Below are 26,900 nucleotides of genomic sequence, written 5' to 3' on the forward strand. Positions count from 1 at the left end.
ACTGGTTTCCTCCGTCCCTGTCTGTTAATAGATCAAGGCAGATCATCATTGAACTATGCAATTGTTAGTCTCACCTAAGGTGCAGCTCAGCATTGATACCGCCCTTCGAAACTACTATAACAAATTGGAAGTTCTTTGTATACTGTTCATTTTGATAATTCAATATCTGCAGAATAAATACCCCGTACCGTTCCGTCGTCCAATTTCAACTGAAGGACGCCTTCATCGGATATGCCGATTGCAGTACCAGTAATCGTCTCATTCAACATGACCGCGCGAATCCGTTTACCTATCGTATTCGAATAACCTTCCCATAAAATCTTGATCGGTCCGAAACCATGTTTCTCGTACATCTCCGTATATAATTCAAGATAACTGAAAATCTTGGCGATTAATCGAGCACGGTCAACCGTTTTGCCAGTTATCAGCTTCAACGAGGTAACGATGGACTGCAACTCCTCCGGAAAATCTTCAAGATCTTGATTGACATTCACGCCAATTCCTAAAATGACCGCTGTCACTTGATCGGGATCCGCTTGCAATTCCGTCAGAATACCGGTTATTTTTTTTCCATCGATCAATACATCATTCGGCCATTTTATATTCGCCTCAATGCCCGTCAATTCTTCAACGGCACGCGTCACAGCAACAGCTGCAACGAGCGTCATTTGAGGAGCCTGTTGCGGCGTCAAAGTCGGTCTGATAATGATGCTCATCCAAATCCCTTTCCCCGCTACAGAGTTCCACGGGCGCGCCATCCGTCCCCTACCCGCTGTCTGATTTTCCGCCACGATGACGGTTCCGTCCAGCGCGCCGTTCTGTTCCGCTTCATGCGCAATGGGCTGCGTGGATGGGCATGTTTCGTAATAATGGATATGCTGACCATATCTTTTCGTCATTAAATGCTTTTGAATATTGGCCGCATTGATGCGATCCGGAGAGGAAATGAGGTAATAACCTTTTTTCCGAATCGTTCCAATCTCATAGCCTTCCTGTTCGAGCTCCCTGACATATTTCCAAATGGCGGTTCTCGATAAACCATATTCATCCGCGATTTCTTGTCCGGATACCGGCTCCCCATTCGCGTCAAATAACCTTTTAAGCAATTCAGTTTTCACGTTTATATTCATGGCTAAACCATTCCTTTATCTTGTTCGGCTCATTTTCACACCAGTTGTGGAGGACGGCTTTTTCGATTTTCGCCAGCCATTCGCCGGTCCATCTACCGCCTTTCATCCCCGTCCATTGGATCAAATCTTTTCCTTTGACGGCTAATTCCGCCGCAGATTGGATAGGCAGTAACTGTTTGTTCTGCATAATTTCTTGCGGAGACAATGCTTGCACCACTCCTGGTTGGATGGTGGATAGCTTTTCGGCCGTGATCAATACATCCTCGTTAAAATGGTAATAATCATCGATTGAATACATTCGGGTGGACCGGATAGCTACAGCATGATGGACCGCCGTTAAAAACGTTTTTTCATTATTGGACAGTTTATATGCGCGGGTGAGCTCTGCCGGTGTAAAATCTCCGGCTAGCATGAAAGCAGCCCATCCTTCCAGTACCGATCGGAATGGGACGCATCGATTCAACTTTTCAATGTCCGTTGGGAATAAGGGCAAATATGCCGCAAGCCCTGAATCTTGAAACGATTGAAAAGCTTTCAAAGGATATGGTCCTTTGAACAATTTATCCATCTCATCTTTCACACGCTCTACGGATACATGCTGAATCCGTTCCGCTTCTACCCGAATCGCTTCGAATGTCTCCGTTTCAATCCGGAAACCGAGGACAGCCGTAAAACGGATGGCCCGCAACATTCTGAGGGCATCTTCTGCAAAGCGTTCTGCCGCATTGCCGACTGCCCGTATCAGTCCACCTGCCAGATCCTGCTGCCCCCCGAACAAATCAATGAGCTCGCCCTCTTTTGTCATGGCAAGTGCGTTCATCGTAAAATCGCGCCGCAGCAGATCATCGCGCAATGATTTCACGAAACGCACTTCGTCGGGACGGCGATGATCCGTGTACGTACCTTCCGTTCTGTACGTCGTCACTTCGATCGGTTCCCCGTCCATCAGCACGATCACCGTCCCGTGCGCACTTCCGACGTCAACGGTCAGCGGAAATAGCGCCAGCACTTCCTGTGGTTCCGCAGATGTCGCAATATCGATATCGGACGCCCGTTTTCCCAACACATGATCCCGTACGGCTCCGCCGACAAAAACCGCTTCATGTCCAGCATCTTCAAGTAACCGAATGACTTTACGGCTCGATTCCGTTCCAAATAATACTTTCATCGTCGCCTCGCCACTTCGTAATACAGTTTTTCATATTGGTCCACGATGGTTGAAGAATGGAATTTTTCCGCCGCTGTCACCTTTGCCTGTTGCTTGAAGCTTTTCTGCAAGGCTTCATCCTTTAACAATACGATTGCCCGATCAGCAGCCTGTTGAACAGCTCCTAGTGGAACAAGATAGCCATTCACACCTTCATCGATCACTTCCGGAATGCCGCCGATATCTGTCGCAATACACGGTACACCGCAAGCGAGCGCTTCTAGTAACACTAATCCGAAGGCTTCTTTTTCCGACAAGTGAAACATGACATCACTGATCGCAAGTAACTCAGGCAAATCATCCCTTTTCCCGGTAAAGATGACATGTTCCTGAAGATTTTTTTCCACAACTAGCGCTTCCATATCCATCCGCTCAGGACCATCCCCAACCAGTACCAACTTGGCATCCAATTCTTTTCTGACAAGCGAGAAGCTATCGATAATATCCGGAATCCGTTTCACTTTCCTGAAGTTTGAAATATGAATGATGACTTTCTCATCGATTCCTATACCAAGGTCTGCTTTCAATGTCCCCGGATCGACTGGACGGTACTTCTGCTCATCAATGAAATTATAGATGGTTATCAATTCTTTTTCCGGTCCGATCAACGCCAGCGTTTCTTGTCGTAGCGACTCGGAAACGGCTGTTGTAATCGTTGATTTTTCGATACCGTAGCGCACTGTATTTCGCAATCCTGGATCATGACCGAGAATCGTTACATCTGTTCCATGAAGCGTTGTAATGATGCCTATATCGGAGTTCGCCATATCTTTACCGAGCGCTGCCGATACAGCATGCGGTACCGCATAATGGACATGGAGAAGATCCAATTCCTCCGATTCAATGACTTGCGCAATCCGATTCGCCAATGCAATATCGAACGGTGGATATTTAAAGACCGCATAGCCATCAATTTTCACTTCATGGAATTGGATGTTCGGATGAACGTCCAAAAATCGAAACGGCTTACCGGAAGAAATATAATGCATTTCATGCCCTTTATCCGCCATCATTTTTCCAAGTTCAGTTGCGACAACGCCCGATCCTCCGAGTGAGGGGTAGCAGATGACACCGACTTTCAATCTTTCCAATCACAGGACCCCTTCCGGTTATAGATTATCGTTCCAATCAATCTAAAATATTTTCAAGACCATACACGAGATTTTCCCGTTCGATGACGTTGTTGATCGCCATCAAAATTCCCGGCATGAAAGACTTTCTGTCAAATGAATCATGGCGGATGCTCAGCAATTCGCCTTCGCCGCCGAGCAATACTTCCTGATGGGCGAGCAATCCAGGCAATCGGATGCTATGGACCTTCATCCCCTCAAAATCCGCACCTCTAGCGCCTTCCCAATGTTCTTTTTCATCAGGGTGGCCTTGCTTATGCGCCTCTCTCACTTCCTGAATCATTTGCGCCGTTTTCACCGCAGTTCCCGATGGTGCGTCAACCTTTTTATCATGATGCATTTCTAGGATTTCGACATCTTGCAAATAGCGTGCCGCCATTGCCGAAAATTTCATCGCCAATACAGCTCCAATTGAAAAGTTCGGTGCAATGATTCCTCCGATTCGGCTCTCAGCAGCCATTTCACTCAATGTCTCGATCTGTTGTTTTGTCAGTCCGGATGTCCCTATCACTGGACGGATTCCCATCGTGAGCGCTTGGTACGTATTATTGAAAACGGCATTCGGATCCGTCAAATCCAATAAGATATCCGGTTTTCCATCTGCCACAAGGCTTTCAAGTGATGTGTAGATCGGGATTCCATTCGGCTCCATCGTCACCTCACCATTATGGAGATAGTGATTGTCATATTTATAATCAAGGGCGGCAACGACCTCCATATTGGCTGCGTTGCTAATTGCGGTTACAGCAGCGGTTCCCATACGGCCTCGTGCTCCTGCAATGGCTACTGTTATTGTCATGTTGTTTCCTCCTTCTTCGTCCACCGATCGGCATCTCTATCTTTGAATTTTTGTAACACGGTATCCAACGCATCGTCCAGACGAATCCCTTGCGAATTTGCAAAACAGACGAGTACGAAAAGCAAATCGCCTGTTTCCTCTTCAAGTGAACGGATTGCCTCACTCGACTTCTTTTTTTTCATGCCGTATACATGCTGAACTTCCCTCGACAATTCTCCAAGCTCTTCCGTCAAGCGTGCCAGGAGTTCAAGCGGAGGGAAATATCCTTCTTCAAAACCATTTATGTACTTATCGACTTCCTGTTGCAGATCTTGCATCGACCTCGGTTTTTCCATTTGCGTCAACTCCCTCTACTATCGTATAAATTAACAACACTATTGTCAAAATAAAATATATGGCTGATAATGACTTTATCTTCAATCAGCAGAAGGGGGGCAGAAGATGTTTGAAGGCATAAAAATCAAAAATAGCATTTTCATCATTATAGGTGCGGCTATTTTCAGCTTTGGTCTTGTTCACTTCAATATTCAAAATGAACTTGCCGAAGGCGGTTTTACCGGAATTACACTCATCCTTCTGTTTGCTTTCAATTGGGATCCCGCCATGATGAACTTAGTCCTCAACATTCCGATGTTCATCATCGGTTGGAAGCTTTTAGGGAAAAGAGTATTCATCTATACCGTGATCGGAACCGTTTCCGTCTCCATTTTTTTAAAAATTTTCATGGCCAATCAAATCGATATCCATCTGCAAGATGATATGTTTCTTGTCGCATTGTTCGCCGGTCTTTTTATCGGCATCGGACTCGGTATCATCTTCAGATACGGCGGGACAACAGGCGGCTCGGATATCATCGCACGTCTTGGGCATAAATACATCGGTTGGAGCATGGGGAAAACGATGTTTCTATTTGATGCGCTAGTCATCCTCGTTTCTTGGGCGGTTTATTTGGATCATCGTTCGATGATGTATACACTCGTTGCTCTTTTCGTAGGGGCACGCGTCATCGACTTCGTACAAGAAGGCGCCTATGCAGCGAGAGGGGCTTTTATCATCTCAGAAGCACAGGAAGAAATCGCGACTAAAATAACGGACGAAATGGACCGCGGTGTCACCGTCTTCAAAGGCTATGGACATTTCACCAAAGCGGACCGGGAAATCCTCTATTGTGTCGTCGGAAAGAACGAAATCATGCGCTTGAAATCGATCATTAACTCCGTCGATCCGTATGCATTCGTCTCCCTCATCGACGCCCATGAAGTAATGGGAGAAGGATTTACATTGGACGAACAAAAAAAACCGCTCGAACGCTGAGAAAGCGTAGCCCTGGTAAATCTAGACTGTGCTTTTTATCGTTACGAGAGGCACCCTTCCCGCCATCTACTTTCAAAAAAATCCGCCCCTTTAAAATTGGGGGCGGATTTTGCCTGTCCTTAGTCTCTATTTGTAAAAATAAAAATCAAACGAACGAGCTCAAGAACAGCTACTGCCGTTGCTGCAACATATGTCATCGCTGCCGCGTTTAATACTTTTTTCGCATGGCCTTCTTCTTCATTACGAATGATGCCAAGTGAAACGATTTGATCCATCGCACGGGACGATGCATTGAACTCAACCGGCAATGTTACAACTTGGAACAGAACTCCTACAGCCATCAATAAAATCCCGATGCCAAGCAGTGAGTTCATGCTGCTGAAAATCAGCCCGATCATGATAAAGATCCATGATGCATTCGAAGTGAGATTCGCAACTGGCGCTAAGCGGTGACGGAAGCGAAGGAAGGAGTAGGCTTCCTTATCCTGGATTGCATGCCCGACCTCGTGCGCTGCAACCGCTGTACCTGCTACGGAAGCTTCATGGTAGTTATGTGAGGATAATGCTACGATTTTCGTAAGCGGATTGTAATGATCACTCAAAAAGCCTTCGCTTTCCACAACTTTGACGTTGTGCAAACCATTTTGGTCAAGTATAAGACGAGCAACTTCCGCACCGGTCATCCCTGACGTCGAGCGGACTTGTGAATATCTGTTGTAAGTACGTTTCACTTTAAATTGGGCGTAAATCGGCAAAATGATAATGGCCGCAAAGTAAATCCAAAACATCATCAGTTTCCTCCCTTTTTCTCTATAGTTTCTATTTTATAACGGCTGGCTCCCTCTCGCAACTATTTACCCCCGGGCCTGACGGCCGCGGATCTACTTTTCCAGTTCCAGAAAGCTAAAGCGATACAAACGATTGATAACCAAAATGTAAAATAACCGATCGAATGGATATGCCTCATCAAATCATGGTAAATGGGCATTTGGCCGAATACATAATCGATGACGTCATTATGAAGGGTCCAAACAGCAGCAATGAGAATATGAATAAGTCGAAAGCGATAAAGAGGACTGTAAAGTATGGCTTGCACCGCCATGGCAAAGTGTGAACCGACGAGCATCCAGCCCACCCAACCAATCGAACCTGTTTCGAGCAATGTCAGGAGATTCATTACAACTGCCCAAAGCCCATACTTGATCAGCGTGATGAAAGCAAGCGCTTCAATCAATTTGAAATTGCGATTAATTAACCATCCGATGATTGCAAGTGAGAAAAACAAGCTAGCAGTCGGACTATCCGGGACAAAAATCCAAAACTTTGGCTCGGTTATTTCCAGTTGCCACATATACCAATCATAGCCGTATACCGTACCGAGCACGTTAATAAATAATAAGATCCAAAGAAACGATTTATGAGAAAGAATGAGCCAAATCTTTTGCAACAATAATCCCATAGGCACCTCTCCATAAAAAACTTGATATGTATACAAAAAAGAGTCAGATACCTGACTCTTTTTCAATGTCTAGACTCCAGACGCCTATTTAGACGCCCTACGCTTTTCTTATTTACTCACTTTTCAAGTTTTCGATAAACTCAGCAAGGACTTGCAAATCTTCATCCGTGCCATCCCATAATCCAGGAGCCATGTCTCCAATACCGTTATGCGCGATGTCAACAATTTGTTCAGCTGTAAGGCCCGTGTTTGTTAACGGTTTACCAAGTCCACCTTGGAATGCATCACCATGACAGCCAATACAAGATGCTCCAGCGTAAATTTGATAGCCTTCAGACTCCGGATCAAACTCAACTTCTTCAACGATTGCACCTTGTGCTTTTGCCGCTTCCCAGTCATGGTTCACATATGATTCCCATGTTAAATAGAACAATGCCGCAAATGTTAATAACATGAACGCTGTCGGAAGTGGTCGTTTGAACGGACGACGTTCTTTAGACGTATCCATGAACGGAACAAGCATCAGTGCACCGAAAGCCAAACCTGGCATAATGATGGCACCGATAATATTGTATGGCCCGGAAGCGAATTCATACTTCAGCAATTGATACATTGAAAGGAAGTACCAGTCCGGCACAGGCATGTACAGCGTATCCGTCGGGTCCGCCTGACGTTCAAGCGGGGATGGATGGGCAACCGTTAAAACTAAGTAACCGATAAGGAAAACTGCACCGATCAACCATTCTTTCAATAGAAAGTTTGGCCAGAATGCTTCTGTTTTCCCAGGATATTCTGAGTAATCTTTCGGGACGTTCGGCATTTTATTCGAAGCCTTAATGCGCGAATCTCCGACAAATTTCATCCCTTTTCCGCGTTGCATGATGTCCCCTCCTTTTATTATCCTCGGACTTCCCTATTTCTTATAGAGGTCCAGAAATACCTTGTCTTCTGATCATGATAAAGTGTGCTGCAAGCAACCCAAGCAAAGCAGCCGGTAGGAAGAAAACATGAATCGCGAAGAAACGTGTCAATGTTTGTGCACCTAGAATCGTTGAGTCCCCAGCAAGCAGGACTTTGATTGATTCACCGATGAACGGGACTGAAGCTGCAATTTCAATTCCTACTTTTGTAGCGAATAATGCTTTCATATCCCATGGTAATAGGTAACCTGTGAAACCGAGACCAAGCATGACCATGAAGATCAACACTCCGACAACCCAGTTCAACTCACGAGGTTTTTTGTAAGAACCTGTAAAGAAAACACGTAATGTATGTAGGAACATCATGACGATAACTAGTGACGCCCCCCAATGGTGCATCCCACGCACAATTTCACCGAATGCTACTTCATTTTGAAGGTAATAAACGGATTTCCATGCATTTTCAATGTCCGGTGTATAGTACATCGTAAGGAACATTCCGGATAAGATCTGGATGACTGTGACGAAAAACGTCAGTCCACCAAAACAATAGATAAATGCAGAAAAATGGTGTGCAGGGTTTACGTGCTCAGGTACTTCGTGGTCTGCGATATCGCGCCAAATCGGGGTGATATCCAACCGTTCGTCAACCCAATCATAAATTTTATTTAGCACTTCGGTCGTACCCCCTTACATTTTTAAACTAATGTGTTCGGTTTTGTTGCTCCAAGATACACATAACCGCCTTCGACTTTTACATCAAACTCATCAAGCGGTCCCAACGGTGGTGTTCCTTTTACGTTGTCTCCATTTTTCAAATAACGTCCTGCGTGACATGGGCAAAAAAACTGATCCGGGTGTTTCTCGTCGCCGCCCCAGTTTACTGTACAACCCAGGTGCTTACAAACAGGAGAAAGTGCGATGACATTGTCGCCATCTTTGTAAACCCAAGCCGTATTCGACACGTCGGATTTATACCAAGCATCTTCCCGATCCTTGATCGTAAAATCGACACGTACAGGCACTTCCGTCAGCTCGTCCACTTTTTGTGGAGTCGGGATGAAGTCTCCCCCACCACTCTGTTGCAAGACAGGATCGACCGCAAAACGGACCATCGGCATCAGCATTCCAGACGCCATGAATCCGCCGACACCCATCAGTGTGTAGCTAAGGAATTGGCGTCTTGACACTTTGTTGCTCATCATTTTCCCTCCTCTTACTTAAAGGTCAGTCCAACGGACATACTTTTGCTAATTGTAATACTAGGACATATCTATGATATATCAATACTTGTCGAAATTCAATCATGCTTTCCATCTCTCGGGAACACTTTGTGAACAATTATTGAATTTTATCTGAATTCATATTGAAGTCTCTCACATCTATAGATATTGAGATGTATGCAGGTTTTATCTTCATTTAGCAAATGTTTTTGTACTGAAAGCGAAGCGTCAGCTACAGAAGACTCCCACCTCTAAAGGTGGCGAGATGAATGCCGGTTTTGTTTTCCCGTTCAGCGGATGTTCAAATGTCCGCTGAACAGGTGGAACGCAGGCTAAGATCGCCACTTCCTGTGGCAACGTCTGCATGACCAACGTCCTGTTGGCCCAAGCCTCCGGCGGATGTCACAGATTTCGAAAGGAGTTTTAATGAAGGCAAGCTAAATGCGCGACGTCCTGTCGCAGTGCTTGCATGACCCACATCGTGTGCGCCTCAAGCTCGATTCAAAATCTGGACGCAATTACGCCGAGGCGTAATTGATTTTACGATTGCGCCCATTTTTCGGTCAGTCGGGGCAATATTTGACGAAGCTGATCTTCCATAATCGTTTTCCGCAACGAAGCATCCATACTTTCCAATGGAATCGAAGGCAACCAGATTACTTCACCTTCCATTTGAACGCTTGTCCATGCAGAATCCGTCGTGATGTAAAACAGATGTTTGAATGGAGCGGATGTCATATCACGTGTAAGATTCTTCGCCATTTCAACTGGTTCAATCGATTCCGTATAAGAAATAGGCGGCATGAGCATCATGCGACCTTTGAATTGCGTTTCCATATAAGTCGTTAGATGCATCAGAAATTCCGAAGAGGATGCGCTGTTTTTCATCTTTTCCGGTGCCGTTTCTACTTTCAAGAGCGGAACAATCAACGTATCAATATACTCTTTCTGTTGCATATATGTATCCATATCTTTAGCTGTCCAGTTCACATTAATCCCCCTCATCAAATGCGTATCTCAAAGTGAAAATAACTCCATCAAGAGAGATGGAGTCGTCAATCCTTCGCTATCTTCATATCGTTCAACATAGCCGACAGCGCGATGAACCGCTCTTTGTCATTGGCGTCGAGCGCTTCATCAATCCTTTTCATCAACATATCCGCAGTCATTGTCGCAACCGTTTCTTCGATTAACCTCTCTGCGATTTTCCGGTCACTTTCACTCACTTGCAAATAAGCAGGCAGGAACGGGTTTTCTTCCCTGACACTTGCATATTGTGGACATGCATGGCTGTTCGGGAAATTGAGCTGGATGTACATTTTATCATCGGGATGAAGTCGCAAATCATGAAACGACTTCTCAGCATCGGCCGTCATTAAATTCCCTTTGTAAAAGCGGAACGGGATGCTTTCTGTACCTGTTACCGACATGACCATCGAACGCGGACAATAATGGGCCTCATCCGTAAAGTGAACGTTCTGCAGAAGGTGCTCATGGCTAAGAAGATAATTCAAAATCCACACACATTCACGGCGCTTCAATTTGTACCGCTTTAAGAACCATCGCACGAAGTCCTTTTTAGCAGCGACAGGAACCATGGCCGTCATGTCACACCTCCTCGTCAATTTCTGCTTCTAGAAAAGCACTCCAATCCTCATGATCAGGATCCAGTTTCAACAATTCCTTGACAACCGCCACCGCTTCAAGACGCCTTCCGTCTTCCAAGAGAAAACGAGCGTATTTTCCAAGGAAATCCGGATCGTCTTTCATTCCAGTATATGCCTTACTATAGGATGCGTATGCGTCTTCAAATTGTTCCTCACGTTCATACGCGTAGGCAGAAAATGCGCTCAACAGCGGAATGTCTCCGTACTCTTCCTTCGAATAAGCCAACAACTCCAACAATTCCTCGGACTGTTCCTTTTGGTCATACAAAGAAGCAAGCGTAATGAGTGCTTCCACATATTCAGGATCCAGGACGAGCGCTTCACGTAAATGAGCTTCCGCCTCTTCCGGTAGTCCGAGCTTCAATGCAGATTTACCTGCCGCTAAGCACAATTCTTTGTCATATTCGTCTCGGCGAATGCCATCCTTGAATAGATCATACGCTTTGCGATCTTCCCCTACCGCTGCCTGTGCTTGGCCGGCCAGCATATAAGCGGAATAATAATCTGGATCCATATCAATGAGCTGATCAAGAAGAGGGATCGCTCTCTCTGCATATCCGCTTTGGAAATTGGCAAATGCGGCACCGAACAACGTATCAGGGGATACATTGTCCTGCAATAGCTCCTCGTAAAACGGTATCGCCTCTTCATAAGCCGCACCTGCACTATACGTTTCGGCCAGTCTTGCAACAAGGCTCACACCACCGATCTCATCGGTTTCTTCAAGAAGACTCACATAGTGGCGTGCCGCCTCTCCATATTTACCGGCATCAAGTAACAACTCTGCATAGGCAAACTGGATTACCGGTTCATGCGGAGCGATCGTTTGCGCTTCCTTGATTTTTTCGAGCGCTGCTTCGGCCATACCGGTTAACTGATAATAATCAGCGAGTGCCAGCAAGGCTTGCACGTACTCCTCTTCTTCTGGACGAACATCCGTCAATAAAAGGAGCGCCTCATCTTCTTCGCCGAGCTCAAGCAATGTACCCGCACGATCGATTTTCAGTTGCGCTTCATCGGGCAAATGAAACCGCATCGTTTCATAGAGTCGATCCGCCTCTTGTATAAAGCCATACTCGGCAAATAGGCCAGCAGCTTCATACAACAAATCCAAATCTATGGAGTCGTTCAACTGCTCTACGATCCGTTGAAGTGCTTCTACATCCCCTTCGACTATATACCGTTCGATTTCTTGTAACTGTACCATATTTTCACCTGTTCTTTCCCAATGTATACCTCTACCCATCACCCATTTGTGATCGCTGGGACAGCAAGCTTTTCCAAGTCGTCGAAAAACCTTGGGTAGGAAATATTGATGCAAGATGCATCATCAATTGTAACAGGTCCAGTCGTAATAAGTGAAGCAATGCCGGCCATCATTCCGAGACGATGGTCTCCATAGGATGCAAGTGAAGCACCCGTTAAAGCGGTCGGCCCGTGGATGATCATCCCATCTTCCGTCTCCTCTACTTGCGCACCCATTTTCTTCAGCTCCGCCGTCACTGCGGCAATTCGATCCGTCTCTTTGACGCGTAATTCTTCGGCATTCTTAATAACGGTCGTACCTTCCGCCTGCGTCGCCAGCAAAGCGATGATCGGCAGCTCATCGATCAGTCGTGGAATGAGTTCACCACCGATTTCCGTTCCCCGTAACGTACTATGTGAAACATGGACAGTCCCGAACGGTTCGCCTATCGAATCGGATTGTTCCGTTATTTGGATGTTCGCCCCCATCGCTTGTAAGACGTCCAGTATGCCGGTTCTTGTCGGGTTGAGCCCGACATCTTTGAAGCTGACGGCACTCCCTTTCGTCATAGCCGCGGCTACCATGAAAAAGGCTGCGGACGAGATATCGCCAGGCACTTTGACCGTTGTTCCGCGGAGAGACTGCCCGCCTTCCACCCGCACTGTATTGCCTTCCCTTTGAATGGAGGCCCCAAATTGTTCTAGCATCCGTTCCGTATGATCACGAGATACCGTTTGCTCTGTAACGGACGTTGTGCCTTCAGCGTTCAGACCGGCAAATAAAATGGCCGACTTTACTTGGGCACTTGCAATCGGCATATCATAATCGATCGCAACAAGCGATCCGCCCGTAATCGTAAGAGGTAGAAGATTGCTCCCCTCCTCCCCAGCGATGTTCGCCCCCATCGAAGCTAAAGGTAACGCTACGCGATTCATCGGTCGCTTGGATAAGTATTGATCTCCCGTCAAAACGGACGTCACACGCGATCCGGCCAATATACCGAGCATCAAGCGTGCAGTCGTCCCTGAATTGCCGGCATACAATTCTTCAGTAGGCGTTTGCCATCCATTCATGCCAGGGCTCTCGACGGTAACATTTGTCCCTTCCCTCGTAACCACAACTCCGAGCTTCTGGAAAATATCAACGGTTTGTAAGCAGTCTTCCCCATCGAGGAAACCGCTAATTTCCGTTTTCCCTTCCGCAATGGAACCGAGCATAACCGCCCGGTGAGAAATCGATTTATCTCCCGGTACAACCAACTCTCCCTGCAATGTAGCCTGTTGGAATTCCACTTTTTTCATTGCCATTGTTCACAGCTCCTCTATTTAGATGATGTGCATACTGAATTCCGTCTCCTTCATAAGCGCAACCCTTGCTCGCTCTCGATCATCGGCCGTCTGAAAGCTGATGACAAGAATCCCGTATACATCAGTCCTCGTTTCGACGATTCGAATATTGGTCAAACTGATGCGTTCATCGGCAAGAATTTTTGTAATTTCCGATATAATACCTGGGTGATCCGGAATATCGATATGTAAGTCAAATGTCATATAGATAGCACCTTGTACAGCACCTTGTGATGTAGTCGGCAATGCATCGCGGAACGCTTTCGCTTGTGCATAAAAATCAAAAATTTCTTCCGGATCATTCGTAAGAAGCATTTCCCGGATATGTCCCATCTCCTCAAGCCATCCGTCCAATTGCTTTAACAATTCTGTCCGGTTCTGAATCGTTACATCTCGCCACATCGTAGGATCCGCAGAGGCGATTCGCGTCAAGTCACGGAATCCTCCTGCCGCGAGATGCTTCACAAAAGGTTGTTCTTCCTGCTGGTCAGCAAGCCTTCCAACGAGGGAGGAAGCGATAATATGAGGAAAATGGCTGACAATCGCTGTCATCCGATCATGTTCATGTGCATCGATAACAACAATTTTTCCTTTTGTCGGAGCAAGCAAACGCTGCAGCTGTTTAACTTTCCCTTCATCGGTCCCTTCAAAAGGTGTCAAAATATAATAAGCATTTTCAAACAAATGCTCCTTAGCAGCAGATACCCCACTCTTATGGGAACCGGTCATCGGATGTCCACCGATGAAAGTAAGCCCTTGCTCGTTCAACAAGGAAGAGGCTTCCATAATCGGCATTTTTGTACTACCCGTATCCGTCAAAATGACTTCTTTCTTCAATTTCCATGTTGTCGCCTCTTGCATAAGTGCAACCGTCGTATTGACCGGTGTCGCAAAAATAATAAAATCGGCCTGTTCAGCAGCAGCTTGGGCTGAGGGGGCAATCGAATCAATAATCCCTCTGCGGTAAGCTTCGTCTGCCGTCGCATAGGAACGGTCGAATCCAATCACATGGACAGCGTCGTTTCTTTTTAACGCAAGGCCGAGCGAGCCGCCGATCAAGCCCAGTCCGAAGATGGTCACATTTGTTTTCATACTTGCTTCTCCTTGATAGTCAGTAATTCATCTCATTGTTGTAAATCAGGACGTAGTTTCACAGCTTCGTTTTGATAAATATGCTTGACATCCTGTTGTGCAATATCCGAATTCACATGCATAAGTACACGAATGCATAATGGCAGGGAACCCGGAACATCAATCTCATTTGTACACATAACAGGGACATACTTCCATCCTTCTATCATCCGTACCGCTTTTGCTGGAAAAGTCGATTTGATGTCTGTTGTTGTAGAGAGGAGAACGGAAATAATATCTTGTGGATCGATTCCGTTCACTTCTGCCATTTCAGAGACTAACGCTTCCGTTGCTTGTAGAACGGTTTGTTCTTCGTCACGTTCGACTGTTGTTGCACCTCTTAATCCTCTTACCGTCATTTTGTTCCATTCCTTTCCGTTCGTTGCCTCAATTGGTTGAATGCCTCCTCGCAGCGCTCACTTGTCAATTCTGTAACGTATGGCTTTCCAATTCCGTCAAGCAACACAAAATTCAATTTACCAAAAGTAACTTTTTTATCTTTTTCCATATAATTCAGGAATACGTCAAAAGTATGATCATGCACAGGTTGGAACGTATAGCCGTGTTCGGTTGCAAAGTCGATCAACCGAGTTGTCTGCCCCTTTTCAATCGAACCGTTCTCTTCACTTAAAATCAAACTATACGCCATGCCGATCATGACGCACTCCCCATGGCTCAAATCGCCAAAGCCACAAACCGCTTCCACCGCATGACCAAACGTATGGCCAAAATTCAAAAACTTCCGAGTAGAGCGTTCAAATTCGTCTTCCGCGACAATTTTCGCTTTCACTTCGATCCCTTTTAACAATTCCACATCAAGCCATTCAATGGATGGCTGTGAGAAGTCCGGGTTGCTCAGTAGCTGTTGAGTCCACTCCGCATCCGATATGAAAGCATGCTTTAACAGCTCTGTCATACCTGATCGTATTTCCCGTGGTGGTAACGTTTTAAAAAGCGTTGTATTGAAAATCACACCCGCAGGTTGATGGAAAGCTCCGACCATATTTTTCCCTTCCGGCATATTGATGGCCGTCTTCCCGCCTACCGCGCTATCATGCGCCAAAATCGTAGTCGGGCAATGTACATAGCGGATTCCCCGCATGAAAGTCGCTGCCACGAAACCTGTCAAGTCTCCGCAAGCGCCACCGCCAAATGCGATGACGAGCGAGTCCCGGGTGCAGTTCGCATTCAACAAAAAAGAAAGGCAATCGGTATAGACAGCCGGCGTTTTACATTTTTCTCCGGAAGGTACCGTTTTTACAAGCACTTCCCGACCTTCCGTTTCCAATGCTTGCAATAGAATCGGTAAGTGAGCCTCCGCCACCAAGCTGTCCGCAATGATTACAATCCGATCCGCACTGTCAAGCAGTGCGGCATACTCGGTTAGGAAAAGCTGGTAAGTATCAGGGCCTATATGGACATCGTATTCGTGGTTCAATATATTGACTGCAAGTTTGCCCATATTAAAACTCCTTAACATACTGTCTATATTGTTCGATCTCTCTTTTTAGTCCGTCGATCGTATCGGAACGGAACTCATCCATGATTGCTTTTGCCATTTCAGTTGCAATGACATGTTCCGCCACGACAGAAGCAGCAGGCACAGCACAAGGATCGGATCGCTCTATCGTCGCAACAAACGGCTCTTTCGTATCAATATCCACACTCTCAAGCGGTTTGTATAAAGTCGGGATCGGCTTCATAACACCTCTTATGACAATCGGCATCCCTGTTGTCATGCCACCTTCCAACCCGCCCAGACGATTCGATTTACGGTAATAACCGAGCTCCTCATTCCAAGCGATTTCATCATGCACTTCACTGCCCGGTTTTTTGGCCATTTCAAAACCTAAACCGAATTCAACGCCTTTGAACGCATTGATGCTCATCATGGCCCCTGCAAGCTTGCCGTCCATCTTTCGATCGAATTGGACATAGCTCCCGATTCCTGGCGGGCAACCTTCGATAATGACTTCCACGACTCCGCCAAGCGTATCGCCACGCCCCTTCGCATCATCAATCGCTTGGACCATCCGAGCAGACGCTTCTGGATCCGCGCAATAGACTGGATCATTTTCAATGATTGGACGTAACGCTTCCGTCCCTTTTCCTGCATATGTATCCGGATTTGTTGTCACGCCTCCGATTTCCGTCACATGAGCGACTGTATGGATGCCGAGTTCCCGTAAAAACTGCTTGGCAACCGCACCGATCGCTACACGCATCGTCGTTTCCCGGGCAGATGAACGTTCGAGCACATTCCGTAAATCGCGATGCCCGTATTTCATCCCGCCTACGAGGTCGGCATGTCCAGGTCTTGGTCGAGTGATTTGCCGTTTAATATCAGCTGGGTCCACATCGTCTCCCAAAGGCTCAATGCCCATGATCGATGTCCAATGTTTCCAGTCATCGTTCACGACCGTAAGTGTGACGGGCGATCCCAATGTTTTGCCATGTCGTACACCCGATGAGATGACCACTTGGTCCTTTTCAATTTGCATCCTTCTTCCGCGTCCATGTCCACCTTGCCTTCTGGACAGTCCAACATTGATCATTTCTGCTGTCAATTCTAGTTGGGCAGGAAGCCCTTCGATGATTGCCGTCAACTGTGGACCATGCGATTCACCGGCAGTGAAATACCTCATTTCATTTCCTCCTTGGACAGCTTGAGCTGTCTTCTCTTTTATAGCACTTTACCAAAGTACACTCAGTTTGACTATATGTTGCTATGAAAAACATATGGATATGCCTCGGATTTTGAACCCCCACTGAATTGAATGCATTTCTGGCATTCGTCCCGCCACTTATAGAAGCAGGGGACTTCTGTAGCCGACGCTTCGCTTTCAGTACAAAAAGATTTGCTGAAGCAAGTTAAACCTTCCGATAAAAGAAAGTATCTTCCGATTCAAATCCATATTTCGCGGGATTGAAAATCTGCTCTGTGCTTCCTACAAAAAGAATGCCACCTGGCTTTAATGATTTGGAAAAGTTCATGTAAATCTGGTCTTTCGCTTCTTCTGTGAAGTAAATCATCACATTTCTGCAAACGATCAAATCGAATCCCGTATCGTATCGGTCGTCCAACAAGTTATGCTGCTTAAAGTTCACGGTTTTTTTAATGTCATCTTTCACTTGGTAATAATGCCCTTCATTGACAAAATGCTTGTTGACGACTGCTGAGGGGACTTCCTTCAATGCGCGTTCCGGATAGAGACCGACTTTCGCCCGATTGAGGACTCCCGCGTCCAGATCGGTTGCCAAGATGGCTATATCGCGTAATGGCACATGAGAAGATAATACCATCGCGAGACTATACGGTTCTTCCCCTGTTGAACAGGCCGCACTCCAAATTTTCAGTTTTTTGTTGTTGGAAAGAAGCTTCGGTAAAATCTTTTTGTCCAGTACTTCCCACCGCTGTGCGTTCCGATAAAACTCGGAGACGTTGATCGTCATCCGATCAAGAAACTCTTCAAGTAAAACGGGGTCTTTATGTATGGCAGCGTAATAATCAATAAAATTCCGGAATCCCCGCTTTTCATAAAGTGAAGTGAGTCTCCGTTTCATCTGCGCTTCTTTATAGAGCGACAGGTCAATCCCCGTTTTCTGTTTAATCTTACCGATAAAAGTTGCATAATCCGGCAATCCAACCCCTCCGTTTCTATATTCTATTTATTATAACGGATTGGAAATGGTTTCGAAAGGACAAAAGCGTAGAGCGCCTGCTTAGACGTCTGGGGACTAGAAGAAAACAAAAGTGCAGTATCAGGATGTGAAAACTTGATATGAAAAAACAGCCGTGCTCACCTGCATGGCTGTTTTTGATTAAATGATTAGTTAATCCAGTTGTTGATTGTTTTTCCATAAGAGACAAGCTCTTCTTCTTTGAAGAATAGACCGATTTCGCGAACTGCTGATTCAGGTGAATCGGAACCGTGGATGATATTCTTTCCGACAGTCACTGCGAAATCACCGCGGATTGTCCCAGGTGCTGATTCTTTCGGGTTTGTCGCTCCCATCATAAGACGTGCAGTTGAGATGACGTTTTCGCCTTCCCATACCATAGCGAAAACAGGACCTGAAGTGATGAAATCTACAAGTTCGCCGAAGAACGGGCGCTCTTTATGTTCACCGTAGTGCTGCTCAGCAAGCTCTTGTGAAATTTGCATAAGCTTTCCGCCTACTAGTTGATATCCTTTACTTTCAAAACGGCTGACAATGTCACCGATTAAATTGCGTTGTACGCCGTCAGGCTTGACCATTAAAAATGTTCTTTCCATGTATTAACACTCCTTCGTGTATGTATAGGGATTTTCCCTTATCGATCGTACCATCCAGGGCCTGATCTTTCAACTGTTAGCCGATCAATATTTGCGCTTACCAATAAAGGCCGAGATTTGCATAAATGCTTTTTTAGCATCGTTTTCAGGAAGAGAAGCGATTTCAGCTAACGCTTTTTCCAAATACAGGTCACTGACTGCCTGCGCTTTCTCAATGGCACCCGTTTTCCGAATATAGGCAAGCATTTCAAAACGTTCCGTTTCCGTCAATGTGCCATCGAACGCACGTGCCATGAATGGTTGAAACTCCTCGTCGTCTTTTATGAAAAAGATCGGCAACGTTAAATGGCCATTGAGCAGATCACTGCCCGCCGGCTTCCCAAGCGCCTTATCCGTCGAAATAATATCAAGTATATCGTCAATAATTTGATAAGCCATCCCTGCAAAATAGCCGAAACGACGCAATTTCCGAACAATGGAAGGCTCTGCTCCGGAAACGAGTGCTCCTAATTCGCAACTGGATGATAACAACAAAGCTGTCTTCCGTTTGATGCGTCTCAAATAATCCCGCGTAGTCTGATCGGTCCTCCGCTGATGATCGATTTGAATAATCTCGCCTTTACAGATTTCAAGCATCGTCTCAGCAAGCAATTCATGGACTGCAGGAATCTCTATTTCCCCGATGGAAGTAAGCGCCCGTGCAAAGATGAAATCGCCTGTATACATCGCAACCCGGTTATCCCAGCGGGCTTTTACCGTTTTAAAACCTCTGCGCATATCCGAATCATCGATCACATCATCATGCACAAGTGACCCCATATGTACCAATTCCAATGAAACTGCCACTTTTGCAACATCTTCCAATGAATACGTACCGAATTGAGAGGCCAAGATGACGAAAATAGGTCGAATCCGCTTTCCGCCTGCACGGAGAAGATGCAATGATGCTTGTCTGATGATCGGGGAAGATGAATTGACGGATCGTTCAAGTTCCTTTTCTATATAAGTGAGATCCTTGCGGAAATCAGCATAAAGTGTCATTAACTTCAATTTCTCCAAAACGATTACCTTCCCCTGCATGCTTATTGTTTGTATCCTACATGACCCGCTGCCGCACCGCCACTGTACGGCTTATAGGACACATCGACGAAACCGGCTTCTGTGAATAATTGGGCAAGCTCTTTCATCCCCGGAAAATCATCTGCGGATTCTTGTAGCCATGAATACTCCTGATAACTTTTCGCAAAAATTTTTCCGAATAACGGCATGATGAACTTGAAATAAAAACGGAATAATTGACGATAAACCGGGATCTCCGTTTGAGACGTTTCCAAGCAGGCAATCATCCCACCCGGCTTCAATACCCGATTCATCTCTTTTAAAACAGTCAAATAATCCGGTACATTGCGCAAACCGAAACCGATCGTGACCACATCAAATGTATTGTCCGGAAACGGCAATTCCATGGCATTCCCTTGTATGAGTTTGACATTCGGGTACGCTTGTACTTTCGGTCGTCCCGCTTCCAGCATCCCTTCACTGAAATCGAGCCCCGTCACCTCTCCGGCGGGCCCTACGGCATTCGCCAAGGCGATCGTCCAGTCGGCCGTGCCGCAACAGACGTCCAGCGCCTTGTCCCCTTTTTGTACGTTCATGCGCGCCATGATGTCATCACGCCATTTTTTATGTTGCTTGAAACTGATGACGGAATTCATCTTATCATAGTCACCGGATATCTTTTCAAAAACATTATGGACCTTCTCTTCTTTTGATAGTGCCAAGTCTTAAACCTCTTTTCTATCCATTACGCCTCGGCGTAATCATGACTGCCGCTTCGTCTGCGTTGCGGAAAATCGCACGATCCGGACATGAAATCAAATCGGTTTGCCCAGGAGCGACGTAGCCATCTTCATAATTTCTTGCTGTAAAAAAGGCGCAAGGAAAACCGCTGTGTCAAGTGCTTCTTGCAATTCCGATTGAAACGTAACCATCGATCGGTCAACATCAACCGGATTCCAAAAATGATACACACTGCTTCCTGTCTCTTCTGTCAGCACACTGTCAAGACGCAGAAGCGACAATACGGATTCAGCGAGTGGGACGTATCGGGAGAAACCGAATGTATGTAAAAAATCGGCAATGCACCCCGCTTCAATAACGCGGACCGCTTTCATCATTTTAGCAGGTCCACTCGGCGGCTCGTGGTGGCATGTCGTTTTCATCTCGTTTATCTGACCAATCATTCCAGAAAGGGAACGGATAAAGCCGTATGCCGGTACCGATGCCAATAACCGATAATGAATGCCGCTGAAATGATCACCGGATAACACCGTAAGTTGTTGTCTGGTGGACGTAGCATCCGATACATCAATCGCATCGTGTGCAGCAAATGCCGCATGGACCGCACCGACTGCGATAGCAGCCCGGTTCATAGGATCTGTCCACCTTTCCCCATTGAGTAATGGGAGAAGCGTGAAAAACGCTTTTGCGTCGTCGATCGTCATCCGACCGACATCCCGAATGACGATCGGTTCGTGAATCGCCTGTTCGACTTCAACTCTATAGTGTTCGATATGTTGTTTCATTTTTTGTCTTTCCATCGTCGAATCTCCATTCAAAGACGTCTCCGGAAGAGTATGTCAAAGACGAATTATTCTTTAGTGTCGCTTGACAAGACACCATATGCAGTATGAACGTCGGCTTTGCCGCGTATTTTCATCGCTGACGTATGTTCGGTAAACTGTGCGATCATCACTTCACCGGCATCCAATTTTTCCGTGTGATGGAACTTCGTGTTGTTCCCCCTCGTCAGTCCGATGACATTCACGCCATCCTCTTTCGCTTTAATGACGATATAATCGGATTGTTGTGTCATCTTTACCTCTCCTGTCTGTTCATATACGGTCTTCATCATACCATAGAAAAGGAGGTGTCCGCAAAAACCTCAATCCATTTTTATCAATGATAGGATTTCAGCGCGTTTCACATCATCGTGTTCATAAATTCCCCTTGCTACGGTCGTCACCGTTTTAGCTCCGGGTTTTTTGATCCCGCGCATCGTCATACACATATGCTCCGCCTCGATGACGACATAAACGCCTATAGGATTAAGCATTTCCATCATCGCATCGGCCACAGTTGACGTAATCCGCTCTTGCAACTGAGGTCTTCTAGCTGTCGTTTCGACGGCTCTTGCCAATTTGCTTAAACCGGCAACAACCCCATCCCGCGGTATGTAAGCAACATGTGCATGTCCAAAGAACGGAACCAAATGATGTTCGCACATGGAATGGAACGGAATATCCTTCACCAAGACCACTTCATCATGATTTTCATTGAAAACAGTTTTGAAATAGTCTTTCGGGTCTTTATTCAACCCTTCGAATACTTCAGCATACATCTTGGCGACCCGTGAAGGGGTATCAATCAATCCTTCGCGTTCGGGGTCTTCACCGATCGCTTCAAGGATCATTGTCACTGCCTTCTCTATTTTTTCATAATCAACATCTCTCATCTATTCTGAATCCTCCTCAAACCAAAATCAAATACGCCTCGGCGTAATTGCGTCCAGATTTTGAAACGAGCCTGAGGCCTACTGGAAGTAGGTCATGCAGTCGTTGCGAATCGAACAGCGAAGGGTTCGATTTGCCGTATTTCTGCGATCTTTGCAGAAATTAAGGCACTTTCCTTTTAGGACGTCGCGAACTTAGACTGCCTTCCCTTTAACTCCTATCAAAATCTGTGACATCCGCCGGAGGCTTTATCTTCATTCAGCAGGTGTCTCGCTGAATGAAGATAAAGCCATTCCATCAAGAATAGTAGCATACTCCCCTATTTCAGTACAGTTCACTAACCCTGTTCGCCTAAAGGTGCCAGCTGCTACAATTCGCATGCTTCGAATTGTAGCAGCTGGCACCTATGTAAAGGAGTCCGTCCCATGTATCTTGCGAACAGATACGACGGACGGACCCCTATGTAAAATTGAAGCTTATTTCACCGCATCCTTAAGCGCCTTACCTGCTTTGAATGCAGGTACTTTGCTTGCTGCGATGTCGATTTCTTCCCCAGATTGTGGGTTACGTCCTTTACGAGCTGCACGCTCACGGACTTCGAAGTTTCCGAAACCGATCAGTTGTACCTTATCACCCTTCGCAAGAGTCGACTGGATCGTATCGAATACAGCTTCAACAGCTTTAGTAGCATCCTTCTTTGTAAGACCAGCTGCTTCAGCTACAGAGTTAATCAATTCTGTTTTATTCACACCATTCACCTCCTCTCAAAGGGAATCCGTCAATTGCGCCTCAGCGCGATTGCGTCCAATACTGTAAAAAGAGTATCATAAGAAAAACCGCGGTGCAACAATATTATCGCGGTTTTGTGCAGAACTGGGTATTTATCTCTAAATAACAGGAAAAGATCCGCCATTGACGGATCTTTTTCCTTTACACGATAAATGTAATCATCCCTTTATTTCCATCGTTAACCATTTGTTCAATTGTTTCACGAAGGCGTTTCCGTGCAGTTTGTGGGACGGACGCCGTCTTAAAACGGATACTTTCCTTCATGACTTCATGAAGAGGCGTTCCGAAAAGCTGCGTTTCCCACAGCGCTTCCCGATCATGCAAGTAGGCATTTTTCAATTCTTTCAACAGATGATGGCTGTGGAATTCCGATCCGATGAGCGGTGAAAATTCCGCTTCCATATCCACCCGGATGATGTGGAGAGATGGTGCGGTTGCTTTCATGCGCACACCGAAAAAGTTATTTTGTTTGATCAGTTCCGGGGCGGTCGGATTGAAGTCTTCAATCGTTGGAAGTGCGACCCCGTAGCCGCTCTTGCGTGCCGTCTCAATCGCTTCGGAGTACAAGTTATAAGACTTCTTCGCTTTGGCCGCCTCTTGGACGAATAGTAGCCAATCCTTCTTCGTTCCGATTTCCTGTCCCATGATCGACTCACAAATTTCACGGAATGCTTGTTCTTCCATATCAATTTTAATGATCGCCTTGCCCTTGCCAGGATCCACTTCGATCACTTCGGCATTCCGGACATATTTTTCACCTTTCAAACGCTCCGCAAGCTCTTGCACTTTACGGATCTTTGAGACTTCGAGAAAGCCTTCATTGATGACCCTATCGATATTGGCATTCAATTCATGCTCGTTGCCAAGTACATCCATCCAATCGGGCTTCTGCAACTCGATATCCGAAATCGGAAATTCATAAAGTGCTTCTTTCAAAATGAGCTGGATTTCCTGTGCATTCAACTGATCAGCACTAATTGCAATGACCGGCACTCCATACGTCTCATGCAATTCTTGTTTCAATGCGACCGTTCTGTCATTGGCGGGCATTTTCGAGTTCAACACAATGACAAAAGGCTTTCCGATGTCCTTCAACTTTTCAATAATTTCCGCTTCCGCCACTTGGGCTGCTGCCCGCGGGATGTTATTGACGGTCCCATCTGTCGTGACAACAATCCCGATCGTGGAATGGTCCCGGATCACTTTATCCGTCCCGATACGAGCAGCTTCCTCAAACGGGATCGGTTCATTATGCCACGGCGTATGCACGTATTTCGGACCGTCTTCATCCTCATACCCTTTCACGCCATCTATGACATAACCTACACAATCGGCAAGTCTGATCTGGAAATTCAAATCACCGTCCCCTACAGATACCGATGTCCCTTGTGCGGGTACAAATTTCGGTTCCGCTGTCATGATAACCGGGCCTGGTGAACTTTGCGGCAGTTCGTCCTGCGCACGCATCCGATCTGACGCTTCCGTCATATTCGGAATGACGACTTCTTCCATAACCCTTTTCACGAACGTGGATTTTCCAACACGTACCGGGCCAACGACACCAATGTAAATATCACCGTCCGTACGTCTAGCCAGATTCTCATACAATTCCTCTTTCATCCATCGCCCTCCTTTATCTGCGCATATTACTTTATGTAATAGAAAAACGTTTCATGCGCGAAGCATGAAACGTTTTTCATTTTGTTACCTTCATAAAGATCGGTTCGTTGTTGTCATCTACCGTATAAGGCAATGAATATGCTGGTAAAACGGGATAATCGTCTGCTAATAGATAGCGAATATCCTCCCCTTCCTGCACATCCGGTTGCTGTTCTTCCAATATACGGTTCAGATCGATAGAATAGTCGATATAAAAATGCCCATCCCCACCAATCACGATCGGCAATAGTGCATCCGAATACGGACTCGGAACCGTCAACGGCTCTTTGAAGCCCATCGCCTCGAAATCGACCGTATAGACAAATTCCCCAACAGGCTCGTTGAATGGCACACGCCCATTAATGTTTTTCCGCAAATTCAACTCGCGGATCCGTTCAGCCGAACGCAAATCGACGAGTTTCACTGTCGGATCTGTCTCCACATCCATCAGGACATATTGATAAATCCCGCCGTTTTCATAAGCATTTGTCGGTATCTTTTCCGTATAGGCAGGAACGATTTTTCCAAATTCTATCGGATATTTAATATAAATATCCGTATCCATGTCACGGGTTTTGATCGGCAATAATCCCCCCGTATTTTTCTGATACGCATCGACCGCTTTCTGGATCACTTCCAATTGATCGGCATATGCGATTTCTTTTCCTGCGTTATCCTCTCCTGGATACATACAACCAGCAAGAAGTACAATAACGGACAGGATGACAGCCAACCGAGAATATTTCACCTTCATGTCCATTATGCCCCTCCTGTCGGTCCGTTAAATACAAGATAGACCATTGCTAAAAATGAAAATATCAACAGCGCATAAGCAATGAGAGCGAAGATAAATTTTAGTAAGCGATTTTTTAATTTATGGCGACTCGCATAAATGAGACCCATAGAAATGACCATGAATCCCATTGCATAGAATGAGAGCCACATTTTATCCATCGAGGACAAACGAAGCCCACCTTTCGTATAATTCAGTTTTGTCCCGGTATCCTGCGCCGGAGACATCACTTGATCCGGACGGTGTTAACACCTGAGCGGATCAAGTGAAAAGATGATCATTTTCCAAACAGATCTTCCATTTCTTGCTTCTTCATCCGCGTCATCAATTGATCGACCGCTTCTTTAAGATCAACATCATTGAATAAAATAGCGTATAATGCCTCTGTAAGCGGCATGGACACTTCATAACGCCGAGCAAGCTGATGGGCCGCTTTCGCTGTTCTGACCCCTTCAATGACCATCCCCATGCCTGAGATGACTTCCTCCAAGCTATTCCCTTGGCCAAGCATATTGCCGGCTTTCCAATTGCGCGAATGGACGCTTGTACAAGTGACAATTAGATCGCCCAGCCCCGTCAATCCGGAGAATGTCAGCGGATTTGCCCCCATTTTCACGCCGAGTCGCGAGATTTCCGCCAATCCCCGGGTGATAAGCGCTGCCTTGGCATTATCACCATAGCCGAGTCCGTCGGAAATGCCCGCAGCAAGCGCAATGACATTTTTAAGAGCTGCGCCAATTTCAACACCGACGATATCATTGTTTGTGTAAACACGGAAATACTGGTTCATGAATAAATCCTGCACCTTTTCCGCAGCTGCCAGATCGGTAGACGCCGCTGTCACAGTCGTCGGATGATGGAGCACCACTTCTTCCGCGTGGCTCGGCCCTGAAAGCACGACAATAGACTTCTTTTTCGAAGGAGCCAATTCCTCGTCGATCATCTCGGATATCCGCTTCAACGAATCCGGCTCAATGCCTTTCGAGACGTGTACCAGTAATTTGGCATCGATTTCCATCGCATTCACTTCAGCACAGATGTCACGGATTGCCTTTGTAGGAACAGCGATGACAAGCGTATCCCCATGTTCGACAGCAGCCTTCAAATCAGAGGTCGCCCGTAAATTACCGGGCAATGACACACCCGGTAAATAAGCGTGATTTGTATGCTTCTTGTCTATTTCTTCAGCCTGTTCGGAACGTCTCGCCCATAGCAGACAATCATGTCCATTTTCAGCCAGGATAAAAGCAATTGCCGTTCCCCAGCTACCGGCACCGATTACCGTTACTTTTTCCATA

32 protein-coding genes are annotated in these 26,900 nt (G+C 46.1%); 1 reads left to right on the forward strand and 31 read right to left on the reverse strand.

Features of this window, described 5'->3' with window-relative positions; translation table 11 throughout:
- Positions 1-146: 146 nt before the first annotated feature.
- Genes ACFPRA_RS05035 through ACFPRA_RS05055 form a run of 5 tightly spaced genes read right to left on the reverse strand, consistent with a single transcriptional unit; the run spans position 147 to position 4,601 of the window.
- Complete coding sequence (locus ACFPRA_RS05035; protein WP_381431374.1) at positions 147-1,130, reverse strand: biotin--[acetyl-CoA-carboxylase] ligase; 984 nt, start codon at positions 1,128-1,130, stop codon at positions 147-149.
- Positions 1,108-2,298 carry a CCA tRNA nucleotidyltransferase gene (locus ACFPRA_RS05040; RefSeq protein ID WP_381431376.1) on the reverse strand — a complete coding sequence of 397 codons (1,191 nt, stop codon included), beginning with the start codon at positions 2,296-2,298 and terminating at the stop codon, positions 1,108-1,110. The genes ACFPRA_RS05035 and ACFPRA_RS05040 overlap by 23 nt, the downstream gene beginning before the upstream one ends.
- Positions 2,295-3,428 carry an N-acetyl-alpha-D-glucosaminyl L-malate synthase BshA gene (bshA, locus tag ACFPRA_RS05045; RefSeq protein WP_381431378.1) on the reverse strand — a complete coding sequence of 378 codons (1,134 nt, stop codon included), beginning with the start codon at positions 3,426-3,428 and terminating at the stop codon, positions 2,295-2,297. The genes ACFPRA_RS05040 and bshA overlap by 4 nt, the downstream gene beginning before the upstream one ends.
- Before the next feature lie 37 nt (positions 3,429-3,465).
- On the reverse strand, positions 3,466-4,266 hold the full coding sequence (dapB, locus tag ACFPRA_RS05050; RefSeq protein WP_381431380.1) for a 4-hydroxy-tetrahydrodipicolinate reductase: 801 nt from the start codon (positions 4,264-4,266) through the stop codon (positions 3,466-3,468).
- On the reverse strand, positions 4,263-4,601 hold the full coding sequence (locus ACFPRA_RS05055) for a nucleotide pyrophosphohydrolase (RefSeq protein WP_381431382.1): 339 nt from the start codon (positions 4,599-4,601) through the stop codon (positions 4,263-4,265). The genes dapB and ACFPRA_RS05055 overlap by 4 nt, the downstream gene beginning before the upstream one ends.
- A 106-nt stretch (positions 4,602-4,707) precedes the next feature.
- On the opposite strand from ACFPRA_RS05055, the gene ACFPRA_RS05060 reads away from it, so the two are divergent.
- Entirely contained in the window at positions 4,708-5,580 is an 873-nt protein-coding gene (locus ACFPRA_RS05060) for a YitT family protein (RefSeq protein ID WP_381431384.1), read from the forward strand.
- Positions 5,581-5,699: 119 nt separating this feature from the next.
- Here the strand turns inward: ACFPRA_RS05060 and ACFPRA_RS05065 are convergent, their stop codons facing one another.
- The 26 genes from ACFPRA_RS05065 to ACFPRA_RS05190 all read right to left on the reverse strand — a co-directional run bounded on the left by ACFPRA_RS05065 (position 5,700) and on the right by ACFPRA_RS05190 (position 26,899).
- Positions 5,700-6,371 (reverse strand): zinc metallopeptidase, encoded by a 672-nt coding sequence (locus ACFPRA_RS05065; protein WP_381431386.1) that lies wholly within the window; start codon positions 6,369-6,371, stop codon positions 5,700-5,702.
- Between the two features lie 59 nt (positions 6,372-6,430).
- A complete protein-coding gene (gene lhaT / locus ACFPRA_RS05070; protein WP_381431388.1) occupies positions 6,431-7,039 on the reverse strand; it encodes a lipoprotein heptaprenylglyceryl N-acetyltransferase LhaT in 609 nt (202 codons plus the stop codon).
- A gap of 112 nt (positions 7,040-7,151) precedes the next feature.
- Positions 7,152-7,919, reverse strand: coding sequence for a menaquinol-cytochrome c reductase cytochrome b/c subunit (locus ACFPRA_RS05075; RefSeq protein WP_381431390.1), 768 nt, complete (start codon positions 7,917-7,919; stop codon positions 7,152-7,154).
- Positions 7,920-7,959: 40 nt separating this feature from the next.
- Positions 7,960-8,634 (reverse strand): menaquinol-cytochrome c reductase cytochrome b subunit, encoded by a 675-nt coding sequence (gene qcrB, locus ACFPRA_RS05080; RefSeq protein ID WP_381431392.1) that lies wholly within the window; start codon positions 8,632-8,634, stop codon positions 7,960-7,962.
- 23 nt (positions 8,635-8,657) lie between these two features.
- The gene (locus ACFPRA_RS05085; RefSeq protein ID WP_381431394.1) at positions 8,658-9,164 is read right to left on the reverse strand and encodes a QcrA and Rieske domain-containing protein; all 507 of its coding nucleotides are present in this window, start codon (positions 9,162-9,164) and stop codon (positions 8,658-8,660) included.
- A 246-nt stretch (positions 9,165-9,410) separates the two neighbouring features.
- Positions 9,411-9,548 (reverse strand): hypothetical protein, encoded by a 138-nt coding sequence (locus tag ACFPRA_RS05090; protein WP_381431396.1) that lies wholly within the window; start codon positions 9,546-9,548, stop codon positions 9,411-9,413.
- A gap of 174 nt (positions 9,549-9,722) precedes the next feature.
- On the reverse strand, positions 9,723-10,172 hold the full coding sequence (locus ACFPRA_RS05095; protein ID WP_381431398.1) for a DUF2487 family protein: 450 nt from the start codon (positions 10,170-10,172) through the stop codon (positions 9,723-9,725).
- 65 nt (positions 10,173-10,237) lie between these two features.
- Entirely contained in the window at positions 10,238-10,789 is a 552-nt protein-coding gene (locus ACFPRA_RS05100; RefSeq protein WP_381431400.1) for a ReoY family proteolytic degradation factor, read from the reverse strand.
- Between the two features lies 1 nt (position 10,790).
- Positions 10,791-12,056, reverse strand: a complete 1,266-nt coding sequence (locus ACFPRA_RS05105) for a tetratricopeptide repeat protein (RefSeq protein WP_381431402.1) — start codon at positions 12,054-12,056, stop codon at positions 10,791-10,793.
- A gap of 38 nt (positions 12,057-12,094) precedes the next feature.
- The gene (aroA, locus tag ACFPRA_RS05110) at positions 12,095-13,402 is read right to left on the reverse strand and encodes a 3-phosphoshikimate 1-carboxyvinyltransferase (RefSeq protein WP_381431404.1); all 1,308 of its coding nucleotides are present in this window, start codon (positions 13,400-13,402) and stop codon (positions 12,095-12,097) included.
- An 18-nt stretch (positions 13,403-13,420) separates the two neighbouring features.
- Positions 13,421-14,533 carry a prephenate dehydrogenase gene (locus ACFPRA_RS05115; RefSeq protein WP_381431406.1) on the reverse strand — a complete coding sequence of 371 codons (1,113 nt, stop codon included), beginning with the start codon at positions 14,531-14,533 and terminating at the stop codon, positions 13,421-13,423.
- A gap of 32 nt (positions 14,534-14,565) precedes the next feature.
- Positions 14,566-14,931: a chorismate mutase gene (gene aroH / locus ACFPRA_RS05120; RefSeq protein WP_381431408.1), complete on the reverse strand. Its 366-nt coding sequence runs from the start codon at positions 14,929-14,931 to the stop codon at positions 14,566-14,568.
- The gene (gene aroB, locus ACFPRA_RS05125) at positions 14,928-16,034 is read right to left on the reverse strand and encodes a 3-dehydroquinate synthase (RefSeq protein WP_381431410.1); all 1,107 of its coding nucleotides are present in this window, start codon (positions 16,032-16,034) and stop codon (positions 14,928-14,930) included. Before aroB ends, aroH begins: the two co-directional genes overlap by 4 nt.
- Position 16,035: 1 nt before the next feature.
- On the reverse strand, positions 16,036-17,217 hold the full coding sequence (gene aroC / locus ACFPRA_RS05130) for a chorismate synthase (protein WP_381431412.1): 1,182 nt from the start codon (positions 17,215-17,217) through the stop codon (positions 16,036-16,038).
- A gap of 226 nt (positions 17,218-17,443) precedes the next feature.
- Entirely contained in the window at positions 17,444-18,214 is a 771-nt protein-coding gene (locus ACFPRA_RS05135; protein WP_381431414.1) for a CheR family methyltransferase, read from the reverse strand.
- Positions 18,215-18,402: 188 nt separating this feature from the next.
- Positions 18,403-18,849, reverse strand: coding sequence for a nucleoside-diphosphate kinase (ndk, locus tag ACFPRA_RS05140; RefSeq protein WP_381431417.1), 447 nt, complete (start codon positions 18,847-18,849; stop codon positions 18,403-18,405).
- An 84-nt stretch (positions 18,850-18,933) separates the two neighbouring features.
- On the reverse strand, positions 18,934-19,908 hold the full coding sequence (locus ACFPRA_RS05145; protein ID WP_381431419.1) for a polyprenyl synthetase family protein: 975 nt from the start codon (positions 19,906-19,908) through the stop codon (positions 18,934-18,936).
- 23 nt (positions 19,909-19,931) lie between these two features.
- Positions 19,932-20,630, reverse strand: a complete 699-nt coding sequence (locus ACFPRA_RS05150; protein ID WP_381431421.1) for a demethylmenaquinone methyltransferase — start codon at positions 20,628-20,630, stop codon at positions 19,932-19,934.
- A gap of 93 nt (positions 20,631-20,723) precedes the next feature.
- Positions 20,724-21,449, reverse strand: coding sequence for a heptaprenyl diphosphate synthase component 1 (locus ACFPRA_RS05155; protein ID WP_381431422.1), 726 nt, complete (start codon positions 21,447-21,449; stop codon positions 20,724-20,726).
- A 50-nt stretch (positions 21,450-21,499) separates the two neighbouring features.
- Positions 21,500-21,724 (reverse strand): trp RNA-binding attenuation protein MtrB, encoded by a 225-nt coding sequence (gene mtrB / locus ACFPRA_RS05160; protein ID WP_381431424.1) that lies wholly within the window; start codon positions 21,722-21,724, stop codon positions 21,500-21,502.
- 69 nt (positions 21,725-21,793) lie between these two features.
- Positions 21,794-22,363 carry a GTP cyclohydrolase I FolE gene (gene folE, locus ACFPRA_RS05165; RefSeq protein WP_381431426.1) on the reverse strand — a complete coding sequence of 190 codons (570 nt, stop codon included), beginning with the start codon at positions 22,361-22,363 and terminating at the stop codon, positions 21,794-21,796.
- 474 nt (positions 22,364-22,837) lie between these two features.
- A complete protein-coding gene (locus ACFPRA_RS05170) occupies positions 22,838-23,110 on the reverse strand; it encodes an HU family DNA-binding protein (protein WP_239388627.1) in 273 nt (90 codons plus the stop codon).
- A gap of 181 nt (positions 23,111-23,291) precedes the next feature.
- The gene (gene spoIVA, locus ACFPRA_RS05175; protein ID WP_381431428.1) at positions 23,292-24,770 is read right to left on the reverse strand and encodes a stage IV sporulation protein A; all 1,479 of its coding nucleotides are present in this window, start codon (positions 24,768-24,770) and stop codon (positions 23,292-23,294) included.
- Positions 24,771-24,846: 76 nt separating this feature from the next.
- A complete protein-coding gene (locus ACFPRA_RS05180) occupies positions 24,847-25,569 on the reverse strand; it encodes a hypothetical protein (protein ID WP_381431430.1) in 723 nt (240 codons plus the stop codon).
- A complete protein-coding gene (locus ACFPRA_RS05185; RefSeq protein WP_381434733.1) occupies positions 25,569-25,763 on the reverse strand; it encodes a DUF2768 domain-containing protein in 195 nt (64 codons plus the stop codon). The genes ACFPRA_RS05180 and ACFPRA_RS05185 overlap by 1 nt, the downstream gene beginning before the upstream one ends.
- 116 nt (positions 25,764-25,879) lie before the next feature.
- Positions 25,880-26,899, reverse strand: coding sequence for an NAD(P)H-dependent glycerol-3-phosphate dehydrogenase (locus ACFPRA_RS05190; RefSeq protein WP_381431432.1), 1,020 nt, complete (start codon positions 26,897-26,899; stop codon positions 25,880-25,882).
- Position 26,900: the final 1 nt, after the last annotated feature.

Source organism: Sporosarcina soli (assembly GCF_042655805.1).
GTDB classification, from domain to species: domain Bacteria; phylum Bacillota; class Bacilli; order Bacillales_A; family Planococcaceae; genus Sporosarcina; species Sporosarcina soli.